Here is a 20,886-nt window from a genome sequence, read left to right as displayed (position 1 = left end):
GCAAACATGACTATTCGCTACTCTGCATTCAAGACAGCGGTCGGCATCGATCATCCGATCGTGCAAGGACCGATGAACGGCGGCTCGCCATTGGAGCTGACGGTCGCCGTCAGCAACGCCGGGGCACTCGGTTCTTACGCCGCGGCGCTGCTGGCGCCAGCGGCGATCATCGAAAACGTGGCGAAAATCAGGGCCCTGACCAACCGTCCATTCAATGTCAATCTGTTCGTGCAAGAGCCGCCGCGTCCGGCGGCCGCCGAAGTGCTGGCGGCGCAGGATTTGCTCGCTCCGTTCCGGGCCGAACTCGGGCTCGGCCCGACATCGGTTCCGGACAAATTCTGCGAGGATTTCCGCGATCAAGTCAGTGCGCTGCTGGAGGCCGCGCCGCCGGTTGTAAACTTTACTTTCGGCATCCTCGACAGCGAAACCGTATCCCGCTTCAAGCGCGCCGGCTCTCTGGTCATCGGCACCGCGACCACGGTTGCGGAAGCGCAAGCATGGGAAAGGGGCGGAGCCGATTTCATTTGCGCCTCAGGCTCGGAGGCCGGCGGTCACCGCGCGACTTTCCTGGGCGATTTTGAACAGTCTTGCATCGGCCTGATGGCGCTTGTCCCGCAGGTTGCGGCGGCGGTAAAAATTCCCGTCATTGCGGCTGGTGGCATCATGAACGGACGCGGCATTGCGGCATCGCTGATGCTAGGCGCGCAGGCGGCGCAACTCGGCACCGCCTTCTTGAGCTGTCCGGAATCGGGCATCGCTCAAGCCTGGCGGCAGCAGCTGCAAAAGGCGCGGGACGACAGTACGCGCCTGACGCGCACTTTCTCAGGTCGGTATGCGCGCGGCATCGTCAATCAGTTCATGGAGCGGATGCGGCCGTTCGAACAGGAAGTCCCGCCTTATCCGGTCCAGAACGCGCTGACCGGTGAAATGCGGCAGGCCGCCGCCAAACTCGCTCGCCCGGAGTTCATGTCCTTGTGGGCCGGGCAGGGCGTAGCGATGGCGCGTCCGATGCCGGCGGCAGAACTGGTGAAGACCCTGGCGGACGAACTGCAGGCGCTGCTGCCCAATCAGTGATAGACCGACCTGAAATCGCGGCAGCGATTCCAGGTGTTTTGCAAGCCCAACAAAAAAGCGTAACAAATTTATTACATATGCAACAAAAAGGCCGCACCGGCTGGAATTTCTGATACATTTGCACGGGGGTAATGTTCACCCCAATCAACTTTTCGGTTGTCGGCTTTGGCTGCGCCAGTGGCGACCGAGCGACTCATTGGAGCTTTTGTTATGCGTGGTGTGATTAAGCATGGTTTGACCTTGATGTGTATTCTGACGCCGCTAGCCGCAACGGCTGGCGATACCCTTGCCAAGATTCGCGAAAGTCAGAGCATCACGCTCGCGTATCGTGAGACCGCGCCATTTTCCTACACCAATGAAAACAAGCAGATCACCGGCTATTCAATCGGCCTGTGCTTGAAAATCGCCGATGCGGTCAAGCGCGAACTGAAACTGCCGAATTTGAAAGTGCAGTATCTGCCGGTCGATTCGAGCACCCGCTTCACCAGCATCATCGAAGGCAAGGCCGATCTGGAATGCGGCTCGACGACCAATAACGCCGAGCGTCGTGGCCGCGTCGCCTTTACCGTGCCGCACTTTTTTTCCAGCGTCAAAATGCTGGTGAAGAGCGACAAGGGCATCAAGAACTGGTCGGATCTGAGGGGCAAGACCATCGTCGTTACCAAGAGCACTACCACCATCGATCTGATCAATGCGCGCAGCAATGTACGTGCGCTCAATATCAAGGTCATGGAGGGGCGCGATGTCGATGAATCGTTCTCACTGGTCGATCAGGGCAAAGCCGATGGCTACGCGATGGATGACGTGCTGCTGTATAGCCTGCGCTCGAACGCAAAAAATCCTGCCAGCTTTGCTGTAGTCGGCGATCCGCTGTCAACCGAACCGTACTCGCTGATGTTCCGCAAGGATGATCCGGGCTTCAAAAAATTGGTGGATGGCGAGATGGCGCGCCTGATTAACGATGGCGAATTCAAGAGGCTCTATGACTACTGGTTCCAGCAACCGAACGGCCCCAAAGGCACCAATTTGAACATGCCGATGAGTTATCTGTTGCGCGATTCATTGGCTTACCCGTCGGACAAGGTCGGTAACTAAGCGGCAGATCCTGTCAGGCCGCGTTTGGCCTGCTCGGCATACAAATGGAAGCGCAGTCCGGCTTCCATTTTTGTATTCTCTGCATCGCTTGCTCGCAGATGCGTAGGGCGACCGGCGCAATTAGGTCAGAAGCGGTCACTCCGGGTAAATCATGCACCACCAGTGGATAAGGAAATGGCGAACCCTGGTTCGCCATTTTCATTTAATAACGTTCGAGCCAGTGCGCGTACGGTGCCGGTAGCGTCCACGAAGCACGCTCAACGCCCAACTCCTTTGCAGCGGAATAGGTCCAATGGGGATTGACCAAATGGCTTCTTCCCACCATGACGACGTCGAGTTGCTGCTCTTTGACGGCGCGCTCGGCAATCTCCGGTGTGCCGAAGCCCCATGCTGAAGATACAGGCACATCCGCTTCGCGTCGAACGCGTTCAGTAATCGCCCCCAAGAAAGCCGGTCCCCACGGAATCGAGGTTTCAGCAATTGTAAAACCGATGCTGACGCTAATCATGTCCATGCCAGCGGCTTTGAAATCGCGCACAAGGCCAATCGACTCGAGCAGTGTTTCCTCATCACGTCCATCGTATTCAATAACACCAAAGCGTACAGTTAGCGGCAGATTTTCTGGCCAAACTTCACGTACTGCTTTCAACGTCTCGAGCAGGAAGCGTGCGCGGTTCTCGACGCTACCGCCATAGATGTCGTCACGATGATTCGAATGTGCGGAAAAGAAGGTCTGTGCCAGATAGCCATGCGCGAAATGGAGTTCCAGCCATTCAAACCCAACATCACGCGCCCGCTTGGCTGCGTCAACAAAGTTCTGACGCACGCGAGCGATGTCATCCAATGTCATCGCTCGAGGGAGCTTGGGCAAGCCTTTTCCATACGCAACTGCTGAGGGAGCAATCGTCTGCCAACCACGCTCATCGCCTTCAGCGATATGGTCGTCTCCTTCCCAAGGGCGGTTGGCGCTCGCCTTTCTGCCCGCGTGAGCAATTTGAATTCCAGGTACTGAGCCCGCTGCCTTGATGGCCTGCACAACAGGAACAAACGCTTGTGCCAAATCATCGTTCCAGATACCGGTACAACCCGGTGTGATGCGTCCTTCGGGAGAAACGGCAGTTGCTTCAACGATAACAAGTCCGGCGCCGCCACGCGCCATATTTGCGTAGTGCGATTGATGCCAGTCATTGATTAGTCCATCGACCGCCATATATTGGCACATTGGCGGGACAGCAATACGATTGCGCAGGGTAACGCCTTTAAGCTTGTATGGTTGAAACAGGGCAGACATGGATGACCTTTACGAAAGTGGAGTATTTATTCGTTAGTTCGAAGATATACGAACAATGGAATAATTATAATCCAAAGTGTATGATGGTGCTCATGCGCCCATTCAAACATCCTGCCGCTAGTGAGTTTTCCCTCGAACGTGTGCTGTACGCATTGAGCGACTCCATTCGACTCGACATCGTTCGACATCTTGCTTGCGTTGAGGCAGCAACCTGCGGTGAGCTGGACGGAGGACGTCCCAAGTCCACTGTCTCTCATCATTTCAAGGTGTTGCGTGAAGCTGGATTGGTGTTCACGGAGAGCAGCGGCACGAATCATATGAATACACTACGACGTGCGGACATTGAAGGTCGCTTTCCAGGCTTGTTGTCGGCGATATTGGCACAGCAAACTTCTTGAGGGCCTTTGCCATACAACAGGCGAATGTCTTGAAGATAGAAGTAGATGGTTGAATGTCCGCTTTGAGTCGTTGCTGTCCGTCGCAACACGCATCAGTCGGTCATTCATGAACCGTGAGATCAACGCCATCAGGATGGGGCAGCGCGGATCAGCACAATCGGTCGGCCAGAACCGGCGCAGCGGTCAATTCGCACCAGCGCCTTCATTCTCCGCTGCGGATGCTTTGGCGTATATTGCAGCAATGGCATTGCGGAGCAGATTGACATGCGCGTTCTCATTACCGGCGGAACTGGTTTGATCGGGCGGCGCTTATGCGCCGCTTTACTGCGAGAAGGTCATGAAATATCGGTATTCAGCCGAAAGCCGGAATCAGTCAAAGACAAATGCGGGCCAGCCGTAACGCCAATAGCCTCGCTGGCTGAATGGGGGCCGGACGACATGTTCGATGCCGTCATCAATTTGGCTGGTGAACCCATCGTCGATGCGCGCTGGACCGAGCAACGAAAAACCAAATTGTGGCAAAGCCGCGTTGTATTGACCGAGGAACTGGTGCGCCGGATAGAAGGCGCAAGAGTCAAGCCTGCCACTCTCCTGAGCGGTTCCGCGGTTGGCTATTACGGCGATCGCGGCGATATCAAATTGAGCGAGTCTGCCGGACCTTCGCCAGCCTTCAGTTCAGAATTATGTAAAGCATGGGAGCAGGCCGCTCAAAGGGCGGCGGCTTTCAATGTCAGGGTCTGTACCTTGCGCACCGGATTGGTGCTCGATGGCACTGGTGGGTTTCTGGGGCGCATGCTGCTCCCGTTCAGGCTGGGCCTGGGCGCCCGGATCGGCGACGGCAGGCAGTGGATGAGCTGGATTCACATAGACGATTACGTGGCCATCGTGCTCCAGCTGCTGGAGAACTCCGATGCGCGCGGACCGTTTAACATGAACGCGCCCGAAGCAGTCACCAATGCGGAGTTCACGAGCAAACTGGCGCACGCCCTGCATCGCCCGGCCGTGTTTGTGGCTCCCGGCTGGTTGATGCGGCTTTTGCTGGGCAGCCGGGCCTATTTGCTGCTCGGCGGTCAACGGGTGCTGCCCGCCAAGCTGGAGGCGATCGGCTATCGCTTTTCGTTCCCGACGCTCGATGATGCGCTGCGGGATTTGATCCGATAGTTCTAGTGAACTACTAAGGCCGATAACCGTCGGTCAGCGTTTTCATGAAGGCGATCACATCCTTGATTTCGGCATCCGACAGCGCCGGCTGATCGCCGGGCTGACGGTCAAATGGCGGTTCGACGTTCACATTGCCGTGGTATGCCGGCGGCAGGTCATCGAATTTTTGTACCTTGCCAGCGTGATTGCGCGGGTACCATTTTTCCGGATGGGTATCGCGCTGGACGTAAAACCGCATGACTTCCTCCAGGTTGTGGAAAACTCCGTTGTGGAAAAAAGTGTGGCGCAAGGCGACATTGCGCAAGGTCGGCGTTTTGAAGCGTCCGCAATAGTCTTTCCTGTCGGTGAAATCGGTGCGGTCGGGTCCGCACAGGCCCAGATCGAAGTAGGCCGGATCGGCATTGGCCTGGATCTTTTTGTTGCGGGGGACGCCGATCGCGATCAATCCGTAATCGGTGAATTGCGGGAATGCGCCATTCGGCATTACCGCGCTGATATGGCAGGAGGCGCAATTGCCTTTGCGCTCATCGTTGAATAGCGCCAGGCCGCGCAATTCCTGCGGGCTCAGTTCTACCTGCTTGCGCAGAAAAGCATCGTACTTGCTGCTGTACGGGTAAAAGTCGACGGGACTTTCCTGGAATACCTCCAGCGCCATCAATGCCGATTGGAATGCTTGCTCAGTCCGATCGAAAACATCATTGCCGAAAGCGGCGCGAAACTGTCCTGCATAGCTGGCTTTTTTCAGTTTTCCGACCACCTCGGCCTGGCTGGCATTGCCCATTTCATGGATCGCCAGCAGCGGAATCCGGGCCTGGTCATGCGCCGAATCCGCGCGCCCATCCCAGGTCCGGCCGCCGGTCGGCCCGGCATCGATGCTGTCGTCGCCATCATCGTCATGATAGTGCTCGGTGAACGGCGGCACGTTCTGCATATAACGCAGCGACGGCACGGCACGGGTGCCGACCAGCGTCATGTCTTTTCCGCCCAGTTGCACCGATAAATCGTTGGGCGGGCCGAACGCATGGTCGGGGCTGTGGCAGGTGGCGCAAGCTTGTTTTCCCGATGCCGACAAGGCCGGGTCGAAAAACATCAAGCGTCCAAGATTGGTCATCGCCTCCACCGTCGGCCGGGTCTTCTGCGGCGCATAAGCGGCTTGACGATAAGCGGGGGCGGGGCTTGACTGGGGGGCGGATACGCTGGCCCGGTTAACTTGCCAGCCGATGAGGGCGAGTCCGGTTGCGGCGGCGGCAATGAGTAGTTGTTTTAGTTTCATGGTGGGGGAGACTAGCATGCATTGATGACAAAACAATGACGCGAAGAATAATTGCTGCCCTGAAAAAATAGTGCGAGTTTGTCATCGGCCGGTCATTGTTGATTGGTATCATATTGCCTTCTAACAATAAGGGGGAACTATGAATCGCATTTTTCGCTTGTCCTTGCTCTCTGCCGCGCTTGCGGTCGGCCTGGGTGCTTGCGGCGGGTCAAGCACTGTCACTGCCGATGGGATCAATCAAATCGATACCGTTGTCGTGATTTACGCGGAGAACCGCGGCTTTGATACTCTTTACGGCCTGTTTCCGGGTGCCAACGGCATCCCCGGCGTCAATCCGAGTTCCAAAATCCAATATGTGCCGCAAAAAGATTTCGATGGCTCCACCTTGCCGGTATTGCCGCCGACCTGGGGCGGCATGACCGTGCCCGGACAAAGCAAGGTAGTCACTCAGGCGCAATCGGCCAACCTGCCTAACCAGCCGTTCCAGCTCGATAGCGCCAGCGGCTTCAACCTGGACAGCACGGTGATCACGCGTGATCTGGTGCACCGCTTCTATAACAACCAGATGCAGATCAACGGCGGCAACAACGATAAGTTTGCGGCTTACTCCGATGCCGGCGGTATGACCATGGGCTATTACGATGGCAGCAAATCGGCCATGTGGCAGCTTGCCAAACAGTACACATTGGCCGACAACTTCTTTATCGGCGCATTCGGCGGATCGTTCCTGTCGCATCAGTTCCTGATCTGCGCCTGTATCCCGCAATATCCGAATGCCGACAAATCCGTCGCCAGCGGCTTGATCTCCAAGATCGACGTCGATGCCAACGGTAATTTCTTACGGCTGACACCGGCTCCGGGTTCGCCAACCTCGGTCCTGAACGGCGCGCCGAAATACCTGAATGACGGCGCGTTGACGCCGGCCGATGCCAACGGCATGTTCTATGCGGTCAACACCATGCAGCCGCCTTATCAGCCGAGTAACGTCAAGCCTGCCGCAGCAGATGCCAGCAAGTTGTATGCCGATACCAGCATGCCGTCGACCTTGCCGCCGCAGACGCAAAAGAACATCGGCGATCTGTTGTCTGATAAAGGGGTCGACTGGGCCTGGTATGCCGGTGCCTGGAACGCCTCGCTCGCGGCCGCCACCAGCGACCGCAAGTTCGGCGTCCCGGTGCCGAATTTCCAATTCCATCATCAGCCGTTCAATTATTTTGCGAACATGGACCCGGTCACGCATGCCGATTACCGTGCCAAGCATTTGAGGGACTTCGATAGCCAGTTCCTGAGCGATGCGGCGGCCGGCAAATTGCCGTCGGTAACCTTCTACAAGCCGCAAGGCAATTTGAACCAGCATTCCGGTTATGCCGATATCGCCTCCGGCGACGCGCATATCGCCGATGTCATCAACAAGCTCAAGCAAAGTCCGCAATGGGGCCATATGCTGATCGTTGTGACGTATGACGAAAACGGCGGATTCTGGGATCATGCGGCGCCGCCGAAGGCCGACAAATGGGGCCCGGGTTCACGCGTGCCGGCGATCATCGTGTCGCCGTTCGCCAAGAAAGGCTATGTCGATTCGAGCTTGTACGACACGTCATCGATTCTGCGCTTCATCACCCGCCGCTGGTCGCTGCCAGTGCTGGACGGCATCGCTGCACGCGACAAGGCAATCGCGGCAACTGGCGGCAAGCCGATTGGCGACCTGACCGGAGCGCTGGTGTATAGCCAGGATTAACGACACACGGGACATTCAATAGAGGTGACTGGAGGGCGTAAGAATATTTCCGTGTGGATATATTTTTGCGGATCCGTTAAAATCTGTTGATGTCTTTGTCTCCCTCCTCGACGTCTCCGAGGGGTTTAGCCCGCTGCCGTAAGGCGAGCGGGTTTTTTATTGTCTGAAGCCACCTCTAAAAACCTACTGCGCGACTCAATCTCGGGGCTGCGATGCTCACCGTACCTCCGTACGGCTCCGCTTCTCGCCTCGACCTTGAGCCGCTCGCTACGGTTTTTAGAGGTGGCGATAAGCCTGTCAACAGATCATTGTGCGGATTTAGGTGCCCTTTAAGCGTCGCCGATGCACGGCGCCAACAGCGTATCTAGCAACCAGCCGCCAGCCGGTCCAAGCCCATGGCGGCGCGACCATAGCGCATCCACCTGTATGCTCTTGGGCCAGCCGCGCACCCGTAGTTCGAGCAGGCCGTCAGCGGCAAAACGCTTTGCCAGCCAGCGCGGCAGTTCGGCCCAGCCAAAACCCAGCTCGGTCATTTCCAGCAATAGCAGATAACTAGAGGCCGACCAGCACTTGCCGCGACGGCGTTGCACAACGTCGTCGAGATAAGTGTTGAGGCGCAGCTCGCGTGCCTGATGCAGCATTTCGGTGGTGACGTGCGGCGCGCTCGCCAGCGGGTGCCGCTTGCCGACGTAAAGGCCGATGGCGGAGCGTTCGGCGATGGATTCGAAACCGATATCCGGCGGGTAGTCCGGCTGCGCCGCCACCAGGCCAAGATGGGCGCGGCCCTCTTGCACCAGCGCCACCACGTCGTTGTGCTCGGCAATCATGCATTCGAGTTCCAGCTCGGGATAACGTTTTTCAAATTCGGTGAGAATCGCCTCGAACCGATCCGATTGATAGGTATCGGACAGCACCAGCGTCAGCTGCGGTTCCAGGCCTTCGGCCAGGCGATGGGCCGAACGCTGCAGCCGGTCGCTGGCCTCCATCACCTGCTGCGCATAGACCAGCATCGCCTGACCATGTGCGGTCAGCGTAGGGCGGCGCGTGCTGCGATCGAACAAGCTCAGTCCCAAGTCGATTTCCAGGTTGGCGATGGCTTCGCTGACGGTGGATTGCTGTTTGCCGAGTTTGCGCGCTGCGGCTGAAAACGAGCCCAGCGTGGCGGCTTCGACAAACATGACGAGTGATTCCAGAGATTGGCCCATGCTTGATGACTCTCTAAAGTATCGGTTTAGCCGATGGTTATTGCTTTGATGGTATCAGGGAACTGCCGGAGAATGACCGGGTTGAAACTGGATAACACAGGGGGAAGTATGAATACGAACAAATCCTGGATCGAACGTGCTGCGCATGCGCTGGTTTTTGAAATCCTGGCGTTGGCCATCTGCGCCCCGGTATTGGCGTGGGCCATGGGCAGCTCCATGGCCCACGCGGGTTTGCTGACATTGATGATTTCGCTGATTGCGATGCTCTGGAACATGATCTTCAACACGCTGTTCGAGCGTGTCGAGCGGCACTGGGGGCTGGTGCGGACATTTGCGGTGCGGGTGATGCACGCGGTGGCATTCGAGGCCGGCCTGGTGGCAGCGGTAGTGCCGCTGGCGGCATGGTGGCTGAAGATCAGCTGGTTCGATGCGCTGCTGCTCGACATCGGCTTGCTGCTGTTCTTCCTGCCCTATACCGTGGTGTTTAACTGGGCTTACGACAAGCTGCGCGAAACGTTCATCAAGCGACGTTCAGCAGTGCGTCTTTAACAGGCAGGACTATTTATTTACCAGGCGTGCCGGCACCGACAGCGTCAGCAAAGCCCCGATCACCAGCGCCGCCGCCAGCACGAACATGCCGCTGTTGGTGCTATGGGTCAGATCCTTGAGCCAGCCGACCAGGTAAGGGCTGACGAAGCCGGCCAGGTTGCCTAGCGAGTTGATCAGCGCGATCCCGGCCGCCGCCGCGACCCCGCCGAGAAACGCGGTGGGTAAACTCCAGAACAGGGGCAGCACGCTCATGATGCCTATCGTCGCCAGCGTCAGCGCGCTCATGGCGAGCAGGGTGTTATGGTCGTACACCGTGCTCAGCAACAGGCCGATGCTGCCCAGCAGCGCTGGAATCGCAACGTGCCAGCGCCGTTCGCGCCGCAGGTCGGCACTGCGGCCGATCAAAATCATCGCCGCTGCCGACACCCCGTACGGAATCGCCGTCAGTAAACCGATATGAAAGGTATCGGTGACGCCGGTGGTCTTGATGATGGTCGGCAGCCAGAAGCTGACGCCGTACAAGCCCATGACGAAGCAAAAATAGATCAGCGCCATCAGCCACACCTTCGGATTGGCGAACATACGGCGCAGCGATTCTTCCGATTTTTGGCTGGCTTCAGCCTGCACTTGCGATGCCAGCAGTTGTTTTTGCTCCTCGCTCAACCACTTGGCGTCCCGGATGTGGTCCTTCAAATAAAAGATGACCAGCACGCCCAGCAGCAGCGACGGAATCGCCTCAAGAATAAACATCCACTGCCATCCGCTCAATCCGTGCAGGCCGGGCATGGCTTGCATGATCCAGCCCGACAGCGGACCACCGATGACGCCGGAGAGCGGCACGCCGGTCATGAACAAGGCGGTCATCTTGCCGCGCCGGTGGGCTGGATACCAATAGGTCAGATAGAGAATCACGCCGGGGAAGAAACCGGCTTCCGCCACGCCCAGCAAAAAACGCATGACGTAAAACGAAGTCGGACTATCGACAAAGATCATCGCGCCCGAAATGACGCCCCAGGTGATCATGATGCGGGCAATCCAGAGTCGGGCGCCGACCCGGTGCAGGATCATGTTGCTGGGGATTTCGAAGATGAAATAGCCGAGGAAAAAAATTCCGGCGCCGAGGCCGTAGATGGTTTCGCTGAACTTTAAATCGCTCAGCATTTGCAGCTTGGCGAAGCCGACGTTGACCCTGTCCAGATAGGAAGCGACGTAGCACAGGAACAGCAGCGGCATCAGGCGCCAGGTCACCTTGGCGTAAGTCGCGGCTTCAAATGCGGGATGGCTGTCGGCAGGTGCAGCAGTTGAGCTTGGGGTAGGGGGCATGTCTCTCTATCCATTCGTTTAGCAGGTAGGGCGGAAAAGCGTAGCGCCTTCCGCCGTTGGATGTACCACCAATGTTTGACGCATCGAGCACGGCGGAAGGCGCTACGCTTTTCCGCCCTACAGGTTGTTGGATTTTAAATATGCTCTCGGAACCGTTCGGCATTGTAACTTCACGCACATGGCTTGGCCAATGCGCGGTTCAGCGACGGCCGCAGGAAGTCGTTTACACTCCGCTATCCCGCTTTCACGACGGGTAAGCAAAGAATCATTTTTCAATCAAGATCAGTGAGGCCGGTGTTTTATGGAGTTGCGTCAACTGCGTTATTTCGTCGCCATTGTCGATCACGGTTCGCTGTCGCGCGCCGCGCGCGTGCTGCATATTGCGCAACCGGCGCTAACCCAGCAGATCAAGCAACTAGAGGACGAACTCGAAGCGCAGCTGCTGCATCGCTCGGCGCAAGGGGTGATGGCGACCGACGCCGGCAAGACCTTCTACCAGCACGCGCAAGCGATCCTGAAGCAGGTCAGCGATGCCAAATCGGCGGTCGCGCAATCGACCGACAAGCCGACCGGCACCGTTGCCCTGGGTATCCCGCAAAGCGTATCGGCGGTGCTGGCGCTGCCATTGCTGACGGCGGTGCGCGCCAAATATCCCGATATCTCGCTGCAACTGACCGAAGAGCTGACCGGTAATTTGATCGAACAATTGAAGACCGGACGCATCAATCTGGCGGTGTTGTTCGACGACGGGCAATTGGGCACTTTTGCGATGACGCCGCTGGTGGAAGAAGAAATGATGTTCATCACCCGCACCGACTCGCAATATGCAGCGGCGCGGCGTTCGGTGACGCTGACCCGGGCCATCAAGGCGCCGCTGATCTTGCCGGGCTTGCAGCACGGGGTGCGGCCACGCATCGAAAACATCGTCAGAACGGCCGGCCTGGCTCTCGATAACGTGATTGAAATCAATTCCGTCGCGATCCTGAAGTCGGCCATCCTGGCCGATATCGGCGCCACCATCCTGCCGGTGGCGCCGCTGCTGGCGGAGATTGCGCGCGGCGAGATGCGCGCGTACACCATCAGCGGCGCCAGCATTTCACGCACGCTCGCGTTGTGCGCATCAAAAAATATTCCGCTGACCAATGCGGCGGCGGCGGTGGAGCGATTGGTGCTGGAGGTGACCGATGAGTTGTGCCGTAGCGGCCGCTGGCAGCATGCGAAGATTTTGCCTCGCTAGTGATTGATTGCCTGGATATCGTTTTTCCTTATACCCCTATCCAGAATCGGTATTTCCACCGGCCCGTCCTGCTCCCGTAGACTTCAATCACTGCAAATTTCAACCGACGTTTTTTGCTACGAAGGCCGCCACCATGGCCGCATCGTCTGGCAGTCGAACACCTTACCAGGTGTTCATATGCCAGACGCTTCCGGATGACAAATCTGGAAAATGCGATACAACAGGATCTGCTGGATTACCGCGTAATCCAGCACCCGGTTTAAGCGGCTTGTTGTTGAGCTTGCTGAAGCCGATCGTGTTCGGCAAACACTTCTTTCGCCGCAAACATGCCATTCAAGGCCGCCGGAAAACCGGCATACAGCGCCATCTGGATAATCGTTTCGGTGATTTCGGTGCGCGACAGGCCGACGTTCAGCGCCGCCGCCAGATGCACCTTCAGTTGCGGTTGTGCCGTGCCCAGCGCGGTCAGCGCCGCTACCGTCGCCAGTTCGCGCTGTTGCAGCGTCAGGCCGGGGCGGGAGTAAATTTCACCGAAGCCGAATTCGATGACGAGGCGGCCAAGATCCGGTGAAATATCGGCCAGGCTGTCGATCACCTTATCGCCGGCTGCGCCGTCCACTTCCTTCAAGCGCTTCAAGCCTCTTTCGTACACTGTTTGATCCATGTGACTTCCTTTCTAAGTTATTGCTCAGTTATTAATTAACGGGTTCTTTCAGCTTTTCTTCCATGCTGGCGTACATCGCAACTTTGCCGTGCAGCACAGTCAGCGTTTCCTGCAAGACCAGCAGTTCGGCCTCCAGCGCAGCGGTGTGCTGTACCAGCATCGCTTTGCGTTCCGACACACTGTCCAGGTCGTCCCCGCTACGGCGCAATTCGGCATAGCGCAGCATTTGCTGGATCGACATGCCCGTAGCGCGCAGCTTTAACAGGAATGCAATCCAGCGCATGTCGTCCTCACGGTACAGGCGATGCTGATTGTCTAGCCGCGATACCGGGTCGATCAATCCGATCCGCTCGTAATAGCGCAAGGTATGGACGCTGAGGCCGGTTGCCGCCGCAGCTTGTTGAATCGAGATGGCAGTGTTCATAGGATCAAGCTTAAAAGTTAGAGTGCGCTCTAGGTCAAGAACTATTTTTGTCTGGATCATGCGGGCCTCGGCACGAGACGAAACCACGCGGATAGGCTGCGACGGATTAAAATCGCGTTTTTATTGGCAATGACAACAACGATGGGTAGTGGAGTTTGTTCTGTCACTTGAACAAGCTCCAGGATAGGTAAACGGCATATGCATATTCTTTTGGTGGAAGATGATTCGGTACTCGCGGATGGGATTTTACGCATCTTCAAAGGCCATGGGATGGTGGTCGATGTGGTGCAGAACGGCACCGATGCCGACGCCTTGTTGCAACGCACGGAGATTTCCGCGGTGGTGCTGGATATCGGCTTGCCGGGGATGGACGGCTTTGAAGTGATACGGCGCTTGCGCGCGCGCGGCAGCCAGGTTCCGGTGCTGTTGCTGACGGCGCGCGATTCGGTGCAGGACCGGGTATACGGCCTGGAACTCGGCGCCGATGACTACCTGGTCAAGCCATTTGCCACGCAGGAGCTGGTGGCGCGGGTGCGGGCGCTGTTGCGGCGTAGCGCGCCGCAGCCGGTCGAAATGCATCTGGGCGGCCTGTCGCTGAACACCTCGTCGCGCCGCGCAAAAATCAACGGCAAGCCGATTACGCTGTCGGTGCGCGAATGGGCGGTATTGGAATACCTGCTGCAACAAGCCTCGCGCGTGGTTTCCCGGCAGCAGATCATCGACGCCATCCTGCCCTGGGGGGCGGAGCTGACGCTGAACGCGGTAGAGGTTTATATCTCCAGGATCCGCCTGAAGATCGCCGATGCCGGGATTGAAATCCGCACCATTCGGGGTTTTGGTTACATGCTGGAAAAAGTGGAATCTCAAGCATGATTCCAAGCATCCGCATGAGCCTGTTGAAGTGGCTGATTGTGCCGCTGCTGATGGTCAATCTGGTCGGTGCCGGCCTGACTTATTGGCTGGCCTGGATCCCGGCCCAGATCGCGTTCGATCAGAGTCTGGCGGACGCCGGCTGGGCCTTGATTCCGCGCTTGCGCGAGAGCGGCGGGCAGGTTGAAATCGCCTTGTCGCAGCAGGCCGAGCAGGTATTGCGGGTCGATCATTTCGACGCCATTTACCTGGTGGTCCGCAATGGCCAGGGCAGGTTGCTGGCCGGCGATGCCGATTTTCCGGCGCTGCCGGAGAAGGAGGCGCTGAACGATCCGAGCACCTACGATGACCTCATGCGGGGCGAACCGATACGGGTGATGGCGCTGAAAACCCGGATCGGCAACGAGTCCATTTCGATCGGCGTCGCCGAAACCCTGCGCAAGCGCACCCATATCCGCTCCGTCATATTGCTGGCGCTGGTCGCGCTGGAAACCGTGCTGACCATGGTGCTGATTGCGATCATCTGGATTGCCGTCAGCAAGGGGTTGCTGCCGTTGAAGAAGATGCAAGGCGATCTCGATTCCCGCAGCCACGACGACCTGTCGCCGCTTGATGAACAGAATGCGCCGCGCGAACTCAGTCCGTTGCTCAAGGCCATCAATGCGCTGCTCGACAAGCTGCAAATCGACGCCAAGGCGCAGCAGAATTTCCTGGCCAACGTCGCCCATCAACTGCGCACGCCGCTGGCCGGCTTCCGCACGCAACTCGAATGGCTGCTGCAAAAGCATGCGCAGGAAGCGGAAACTGCCCATTCCATTGCGTTAATGGCATCGTCAACCGAAAGAATGATCCGTCAGACCAACCAGTTATTGACGCTGGCGCGGGCCGAGCCGAGCAAGTTTGAAAAAGAACGGCTGGCGGTGGTGGATCTGAACAAGCTGGTGGAAGAGTCGATCCAGCATTTTGTCGAAGAAGCGGACAAAAAAAATATCGACCTGGGATTCAACCTGAACCCGACCCGGGTCATGGGCGATCAATTCCTGTTGCGCGACCTGATCGATAACCTGATCGACAACGCGATTCGTTATTCGCCGCGCGACGGCAGGGTGACGGTGCATACGATACAGGGCAAGGATGGCGGCATTTTCTCGGTCGAGGATACCGGGCCGGGGATCGCCTCATCGGAGCAGGAGTTGATCTTCAACCGCTTTTATCGGCTCGACGACAACGTCGCCGGCAACGGCCTCGGACTGGCGATTGTGCGCGATATCACCAAAGATCACGGCGCCAGGATTACGGTCGAGCCGGCCACCGGCGGCGGCACGATTTTCTCGGTGTATTTCCCTTTTCCCATCCTCGGCGCCCCGGCCAAACTGCCATTGTAGAAATTCTGTCGCGTGCTAACCTTTTAGCTTCGGGAGTCCGCACAGGCCTGAAGTTGAATCTTGCTGAAGTTGGATCGTGTTTAAGGAGATGATGATGAGCAACCGGTTAAGCGAAGATGGACAGGATTTGTTGTTTCGCAAGGCGCGTACCTACAGCGACTGGGTTAACAAGCCGGTGGAAGACGATGTGTTGCGACAGCTCTACGATTTGATGAAATGGGGTCCGACCAGCGCCAATTGCTGTCCGGCCAGGATTCTGTTCCTGCGCACGCAGGAAGCGAAACAGCGCCTGCTGCCGGCGTTGGCTCCGGGTAATGTGGAAAAGACCATGGCCGCGCCGGTCACTGCCATCGTCGGCATGGATATGAAGTTCTACGATGCGCTGCCGCGATTGTTTCCGCATGCGGACGCCCGTGCCTGGTTCGCCGACACGCCGGAACTGGCGGAAGTCACGGCGCGCCGCAACGGTACCCTGCAGGGGGCGTATTTCATCATTGCAGCGCGCTCGCTGGGGCTGGATTGCGGACCGATGTCCGGTTTCGACAATGCCAAGGTGGACCACGAGTTCTTCCCCGCCAGCTGCGAACAGGTCAAGTTCCAGCAGGAATATTTTCCTGACAGCCATATCAAATCCAACTTCCTGTGCAACCTCGGCTACGGTGATCCGGCCAAATTGTTCCCGCGCAGCCCACGGCTAGATTTCGATGAGGTCTGCAAACTGCTTTGAGTTGTTGTCATATCGCTGTGCTCAATCTGATAATTTTCATTTGTCAGGATTTTGTCAGCTTTGCTTCAGGTTTTTGACAGGATGCATCGGTAATCTGTAGACGTCCCATGGTGGGGCAGCGTGCCAATCCCGCGAACAACAGGATTGGCACTCTTCAATTTGTCTACTGGCGGTACTTTCCGATGTCTCTCATTGCCCCGGCCGAAAAAAGCCAAACCCCGCGTCGCTTCCTAATTGCCCTGGCTGTCGTCACTCTGGCCGTCGCCGCTATTGCCGTTATTAATTTCGGCAAAGGCGCCGCCCATGCCGCCGATGGCGGCTCTGAACCCGTCGTCAATTTCACCCGGCAAGGCGAACGGATCGTGATTCCGCCGCGTTCGCCGTTGCGCCAGCGCGTCGCCGTGCAAGCGGTAGCGTCGCTGGACGCCGCGCATGCGCTGGAATTGCCGGCGCAGGTGGAAGCCGACCCGTCGCGCACCGTCAACATCGTGCCGCCGGTCGCCGGCAAAGTGCTCGAACTCAAGGTCGGGCTTGGCGATCATGTCAAGAAAGGGCAGTTGCTGCTGGTGATGGCATCGGGCGATTTTGCGCAAGCCACTGCCGATCAGCAGAAGGCCCGCGATGCGTTGCAACTGGCCAAGAGAGTATTGGAACGGGCACGTGGCGTGCAGCAAGCCGGCGCCGGCGCGGCCAAGGATGTGGAGCAGGTTGAAAGCGCCTACACCCAGGCCCAGGCCGAATTTGCGCGGGCCGATACGCGTCTTAAATCGCTCAGTGCAGGCGGTGCAACCAGCGCCGATAGCAGCGGACAGCGTTTGAACGTGGTGGCGCCGAGCTCGGGCAGCATTACCGCGCTGTCGATCGGCGTTGGCCAGAGCGCCAATGATCTGAATGCGGTACTGATGACGATTGCCAACCTGGAAAGCGTCTGGATCACCGCCAACGTCCCGGAAAACCTGCTGTCGTCGGTCAAGAAGGGGCAAGCGGTGACTATCGGTTTGCCCGCCTATCCGGGCGAGCAGTTCCACGGCACAGTGGCGTTCGTCAGCGATGTGCTGCAGCCGGACACGCGGCGCGCGCTGGTGCGCATCGCAATCCCGAATGCCGACGGCAAGTTCAAACCCAATATGTTTGCCAACGCGGTATTTTCGGTAGCGCAAACATCGGCGCCGGTGGTGCCGACTTCCGCATTGCTGATGAATAACGACAACACCACTGTTTTCGTTGAGGTGGCTCCCTGGACTTTTGAGCGACGCACGGTGGAAACCGGCACCGAAGATAACGGCAACGCCCGCATTCAAAAGGGCTTGACTGCCGGCGAGCGGGTCGTCACCAAAGGCGGAGTGCTGCTGAATGATTAACAAGATCGTCCGCTATTGTCTGCAAAAGCGCTATGCCGTGATCCTGGTGACGCTGTTGGTGGCGCTGTTCGGTTATTACGCCTGGACCCGGATGGCGCTGGAAGCTTATCCGGAACTGGCCGACGTCACGGCGCAGGTGACCACCCAGGTGCCGGGTCTGGCTGCAGAAGAAATCGAGCAGCAAATCACGATTCCGCTGGAGCGCCAGCTGAGCGGCACCCCCGGCCTGGCGCAAATGCGTTCCTCCAGCACCTTCGGCTTGTCATTGATTACGCTGACCTTCAAGGATGGCGCCGAAGATTACTGGTCGCGTCAGCGGGTAACCGAGCGCATCGCGCAGGCGACGCTGCCTACCGGCGTCACGCCTAGCCTGGATTCGGTGAGCGGCTCTTCCGGTGAAATTTATCGCTACACGCTGGAGTCCGACAGCAAGAATCTGATGGAGCTGTCCGAGATTCAGCGCTGGATCTTGATTCCGGCGCTGATGCAGGTGCCGGGTGTCGCCGAGGTGAATAATTTCGGCGGCTTCACCAAGGAATACCAGCTGGAAGTCGATCAGAGGCAATTGCAGCGCTATGGCGTTTCGCTATCGGACGTGACCACCGCCATCAACGGCAACAACTCCAATGCCGGCGGCAGCCGTATCTCGCGCGGCGAGCAGGGCTATGTGGTACGCGGCATCGGCATGATGCGCAGCCTGACCGACCTCGGCAACGTGGTGGTCAAGCAGGTGAGCGGCGTGCCGGTGCTGGTGCGGGATCTCGGCAAGCTGCAATACAGCCATCAGGAGCGCCAGGGCATCCTCGGCAAAGACAATAATCCGGACACGATCCAGGGCATCGTCAAGCTGCTGAAATACCAGAATGCGTCCGAAGTGATCAAGGAGGTGCACGCCAAAGTCGACCAGTTGCAAAAGCAGCTCGCCCCGCAGGGGGTAAAGATCGTGCCTTACATCGACCGCGACGACCTGATTCAGCTGACTGTGCATAAGGTGAGCCATACGGTGCTGGAAGGAATAGGCCTGGTGTGCATTGTGCTGATCCTGTTTCTGGGCAGCCCGCGCAGCGCACTGGTGGCGGCCGTCACCATCCCGCTGGCGCTGGTGACGGTGTTCATCATGATGGCTCTGACCAAGATGCCGGCCAATCTGTTCTCGCTGGGGGCGATTGACTTCGGCATCATTGTCGATGGCGCGATCGTGGTGACGGAAGCGATTTTGCGGCGGCGCGAAGCCAAGCCGACCGAAGAGCTGAGCGAAGGCGAAGTGCGCGCCGCCACCACCGAAGTGATCAAGCCGATTTTCTTTGCGACCCTGATCATCATCAGCGCCTATCTGCCGCTGTTCGCTTTTGAACGGGCCGAGGGGAAATTGCTGTCGCCGATAGCGTTCACCGTCAGTTATGCTTTGCTGGGCGCGCTGTTGTGCAGTCTGGTGCTGGTGCCGGGATTGGCCTATATGGCGTTGCGCAAGCCGCGCCGGATTTTTCACAACAAACCGCTCGAATGGTTGAGTGCCGGTTATCGCAAGATCCTGGGCCGCTTGCTCGACCAGCCGGCGATTGCCTATGTGATTGGCGCGCTGGCGTTGGCCGGCGTGATTGTGCTGGGGGCGGCGACCGGCAGCGAATTCATGCCTAACCTGGATGAAGGGGCGCTCTGGCTGCAAGTGCAAATGCCGTCCGGCCTGTCGCTGGAAAAAGGCAGCGAGATGGCGGGTGAATTGCGCCGCACGCTGCTGGAATTCCCCGAGGTGTCTTACGTCATTACGCAGCTTGGCCGCAGCGACGACGGCACCGATCCCTGGACGCCGTCGCACATGGAAGTTCCGGTTGGGCTGAAGCCTTACAACACCTGGCCCAGTGGCGAAAACAAGGCGCAATTCGTGCGTCGCCTGAATGCCCGTCTGCAGCGACTGCCGGGCTTTTCAGTCGGCATCAGCCAGCCGATCAGCGATGGCGTCAATGATGCTGTGGGCGGTGCGCATAGTCCGTTGGCGATTCGCGTGTATGGCGATGATTTCAAGGAATTGCGTCGCATCGGCAACCAGATCGTCGATGTGCTGCATGGCGTCAGGGGCACGGCAGACGCCTCGATTTTCCAGGAGCCGCCGGTGCCGCAATTGGTGATCGATATCGATCGCGCCGCTGCTGCGCGCCTGGGCATCAACGTGGCCGATATCTCCAGTCTGATCCAGACCGGTATCGGCGGCGCATCGGTGACCCAGCTGTATGTGGCGGATCGCATTTATAACGTGACGGTGCGCTTTCCCAAGGAGCGTCGCAACAATCCCGATGCGCTCGGCAATTTGTTGCTTACCACGGCCAGCGGCGCCCGGATTCCATTGTCGCAGGTGGCGCATATCCGTACCGCCACCGGCGAGAGCACGATTAGCCATCAGAGCACCCATCGGCAGTTGACCGTGCGCCTGGATTATGCCGATCGCGATTTGCTGTCGTATTACCAGGAAGCGCAGGCCAAGGTGGCGCAGAACGTGCATTTCGATCAAGGCAAATATCGGTTGGAATGGGCCGGACAGTTTGAAAATCAGGAGCGGGCGCAGGCGCGTCTGATACTGGTGTTCGGCCTGGTGCTGGGTTTGATGGCGATTATTTTATATGCGGGCTTCGGCAAACTGCGGCAGGCGCTGTTGATCCTGGGGGGAGTGCCGTTGGCGGCATTGGGCGGCTTGATTGCGCTGTATTTCACCGACGGCACGATCAACGTGGCGACCGGAGTCGGCTTCATCGCTTTGTTCGGGGTGGCGGTCCAGAACGGCATCATCATGGTCTCCAATATCAACCGGGTCCGGCAGCAAGGCATGGCGTTGACCGACGCGGTACTGGCCGGTGCTTCAGAGCGCTTCCGTCCGGTGTTGATGACGGCGACCGTGGCTTCGGTCGGCATGTTGCCGGCGGCGCTGGCGACCGGCGTCGGCACCGATGTCCAGCGCGGTCTGGCGACGGTGGTGGTGGGCGGGCTGGTGGTCGCGACTTTACTGACTTTGTTTATCCTGCCGACTTTCTATTTCTCGCTGGAGCGCTGGATAGAGCGGCGGCGCGGGACGGGTGCAGCGCCCGATGGTCGATAAGCAGCGCAAAACAGAATATTAGG

General features: G+C 58.2%; 18 protein-coding genes. 12 read left to right on the top strand and 6 right to left on the bottom strand.

Translation table 11 applies throughout. The features are described 5' to 3' along the window. Positions 1 to 6: 6 nt before the first annotated feature. Complete coding sequence (locus ACFPM8_RS08050; protein ID WP_378996861.1) at positions 7 to 1,074, top strand: NAD(P)H-dependent flavin oxidoreductase; 1,068 nt, start codon at positions 7 to 9, stop codon at positions 1,072 to 1,074. Positions 1,075 to 1,284: 210 nt separating this feature from the next. Continuing rightward, positions 1,285 to 2,169: an amino acid ABC transporter substrate-binding protein gene (locus tag ACFPM8_RS08045; RefSeq protein WP_378996859.1), complete on the top strand. Its 885-nt coding sequence runs from the start codon at positions 1,285 to 1,287 to the stop codon at positions 2,167 to 2,169. Positions 2,170 to 2,371: 202 nt separating this feature from the next. Here ACFPM8_RS08045 and ACFPM8_RS08040 read toward each other — a convergent pair whose 3' ends face one another. Next, positions 2,372 to 3,460: an NADH:flavin oxidoreductase/NADH oxidase gene (locus ACFPM8_RS08040; protein WP_378996857.1), complete on the bottom strand. Its 1,089-nt coding sequence runs from the start codon at positions 3,458 to 3,460 to the stop codon at positions 2,372 to 2,374. A 92-nt stretch (positions 3,461 to 3,552) separates the two neighbouring features. Between ACFPM8_RS08040 and ACFPM8_RS08035 the strand changes: the two genes are divergently transcribed. Then, the gene (locus tag ACFPM8_RS08035) at positions 3,553 to 3,858 is read left to right on the top strand and encodes an ArsR/SmtB family transcription factor (protein ID WP_378997432.1); all 306 of its coding nucleotides are present in this window, start codon (positions 3,553 to 3,555) and stop codon (positions 3,856 to 3,858) included. Between the two features lie 264 nt (positions 3,859 to 4,122). Then, positions 4,123 to 5,019: a TIGR01777 family oxidoreductase gene (locus tag ACFPM8_RS08030; RefSeq protein WP_378996855.1), complete on the top strand. Its 897-nt coding sequence runs from the start codon at positions 4,123 to 4,125 to the stop codon at positions 5,017 to 5,019. A 13-nt stretch (positions 5,020 to 5,032) separates the two neighbouring features. Here ACFPM8_RS08030 and ACFPM8_RS08025 read toward each other — a convergent pair whose 3' ends face one another. Further along, positions 5,033 to 6,292 (bottom strand): cytochrome-c peroxidase, encoded by a 1,260-nt coding sequence (locus tag ACFPM8_RS08025; protein WP_378996852.1) that lies wholly within the window; start codon positions 6,290 to 6,292, stop codon positions 5,033 to 5,035. A 139-nt stretch (positions 6,293 to 6,431) separates the two neighbouring features. Between ACFPM8_RS08025 and acpA the strand changes: the two genes are divergently transcribed. Next, positions 6,432 to 8,030: an acid phosphatase gene (acpA, locus tag ACFPM8_RS08020; RefSeq protein WP_378996850.1), complete on the top strand. Its 1,599-nt coding sequence runs from the start codon at positions 6,432 to 6,434 to the stop codon at positions 8,028 to 8,030. A gap of 329 nt (positions 8,031 to 8,359) precedes the next feature. Here the strand turns inward: acpA and ACFPM8_RS08015 are convergent, their stop codons facing one another. Further along, complete coding sequence (locus tag ACFPM8_RS08015) at positions 8,360 to 9,235, bottom strand: LysR family transcriptional regulator (RefSeq protein ID WP_378996848.1); 876 nt, start codon at positions 9,233 to 9,235, stop codon at positions 8,360 to 8,362. Between the two features lie 108 nt (positions 9,236 to 9,343). On the opposite strand from ACFPM8_RS08015, the gene ACFPM8_RS08010 reads away from it, so the two are divergent. Next, positions 9,344 to 9,784, top strand: a complete 441-nt coding sequence (locus ACFPM8_RS08010; RefSeq protein ID WP_378996845.1) for a multidrug/biocide efflux PACE transporter — start codon at positions 9,344 to 9,346, stop codon at positions 9,782 to 9,784. 9 nt (positions 9,785 to 9,793) lie between these two features. Here ACFPM8_RS08010 and ACFPM8_RS08005 read toward each other — a convergent pair whose 3' ends face one another. Beyond that, positions 9,794 to 11,107, bottom strand: a complete 1,314-nt coding sequence (locus tag ACFPM8_RS08005; RefSeq protein ID WP_378996843.1) for an MFS transporter — start codon at positions 11,105 to 11,107, stop codon at positions 9,794 to 9,796. Positions 11,108 to 11,408: 301 nt separating this feature from the next. Between ACFPM8_RS08005 and ACFPM8_RS08000 the strand changes: the two genes are divergently transcribed. After that, positions 11,409 to 12,344, top strand: coding sequence for a LysR substrate-binding domain-containing protein (locus ACFPM8_RS08000; RefSeq protein ID WP_378996841.1), 936 nt, complete (start codon positions 11,409 to 11,411; stop codon positions 12,342 to 12,344). A 259-nt stretch (positions 12,345 to 12,603) separates the two neighbouring features. On the opposite strand, the gene ACFPM8_RS07995 is transcribed toward ACFPM8_RS08000, so the two are convergent. Further along, positions 12,604 to 13,008, bottom strand: a complete 405-nt coding sequence (locus ACFPM8_RS07995) for a carboxymuconolactone decarboxylase family protein (RefSeq protein WP_378996839.1) — start codon at positions 13,006 to 13,008, stop codon at positions 12,604 to 12,606. Positions 13,009 to 13,039: 31 nt separating this feature from the next. After that, the gene (locus tag ACFPM8_RS07990; protein WP_378996837.1) at positions 13,040 to 13,432 is read right to left on the bottom strand and encodes a MerR family transcriptional regulator; all 393 of its coding nucleotides are present in this window, start codon (positions 13,430 to 13,432) and stop codon (positions 13,040 to 13,042) included. Positions 13,433 to 13,630: 198 nt separating this feature from the next. Between ACFPM8_RS07990 and ACFPM8_RS07985 the strand changes: the two genes are divergently transcribed. The 5 genes from ACFPM8_RS07985 (at position 13,631) to ACFPM8_RS07965 (ending at position 20,863) form a co-directional block, all read left to right on the top strand. Next, positions 13,631 to 14,305, top strand: a complete 675-nt coding sequence (locus ACFPM8_RS07985) for a response regulator transcription factor (protein ID WP_378996836.1) — start codon at positions 13,631 to 13,633, stop codon at positions 14,303 to 14,305. Next, the gene (locus ACFPM8_RS07980) at positions 14,302 to 15,687 is read left to right on the top strand and encodes a sensor histidine kinase (RefSeq protein ID WP_378996834.1); all 1,386 of its coding nucleotides are present in this window, start codon (positions 14,302 to 14,304) and stop codon (positions 15,685 to 15,687) included. Before ACFPM8_RS07985 ends, ACFPM8_RS07980 begins: the two co-directional genes overlap by 4 nt. 94 nt (positions 15,688 to 15,781) lie before the next feature. Further along, complete coding sequence (locus ACFPM8_RS07975; protein WP_378996833.1) at positions 15,782 to 16,414, top strand: malonic semialdehyde reductase; 633 nt, start codon at positions 15,782 to 15,784, stop codon at positions 16,412 to 16,414. 182 nt (positions 16,415 to 16,596) lie between these two features. Continuing rightward, a complete protein-coding gene (locus tag ACFPM8_RS07970; protein WP_378996831.1) occupies positions 16,597 to 17,775 on the top strand; it encodes an efflux RND transporter periplasmic adaptor subunit in 1,179 nt (392 codons plus the stop codon). Then, complete coding sequence (locus ACFPM8_RS07965; RefSeq protein ID WP_378996830.1) at positions 17,768 to 20,863, top strand: efflux RND transporter permease subunit; 3,096 nt, start codon at positions 17,768 to 17,770, stop codon at positions 20,861 to 20,863. Before ACFPM8_RS07970 ends, ACFPM8_RS07965 begins: the two co-directional genes overlap by 8 nt. Positions 20,864 to 20,886 lie beyond the last annotated feature (23 nt).

This window comes from Paraherbaspirillum soli (assembly GCF_042654985.1).
Taxonomy (GTDB): domain Bacteria; phylum Pseudomonadota; class Gammaproteobacteria; order Burkholderiales; family Burkholderiaceae_D; genus Paraherbaspirillum; species Paraherbaspirillum soli.
This window is presented reverse-complemented; position numbering and strand designations above follow the sequence as displayed.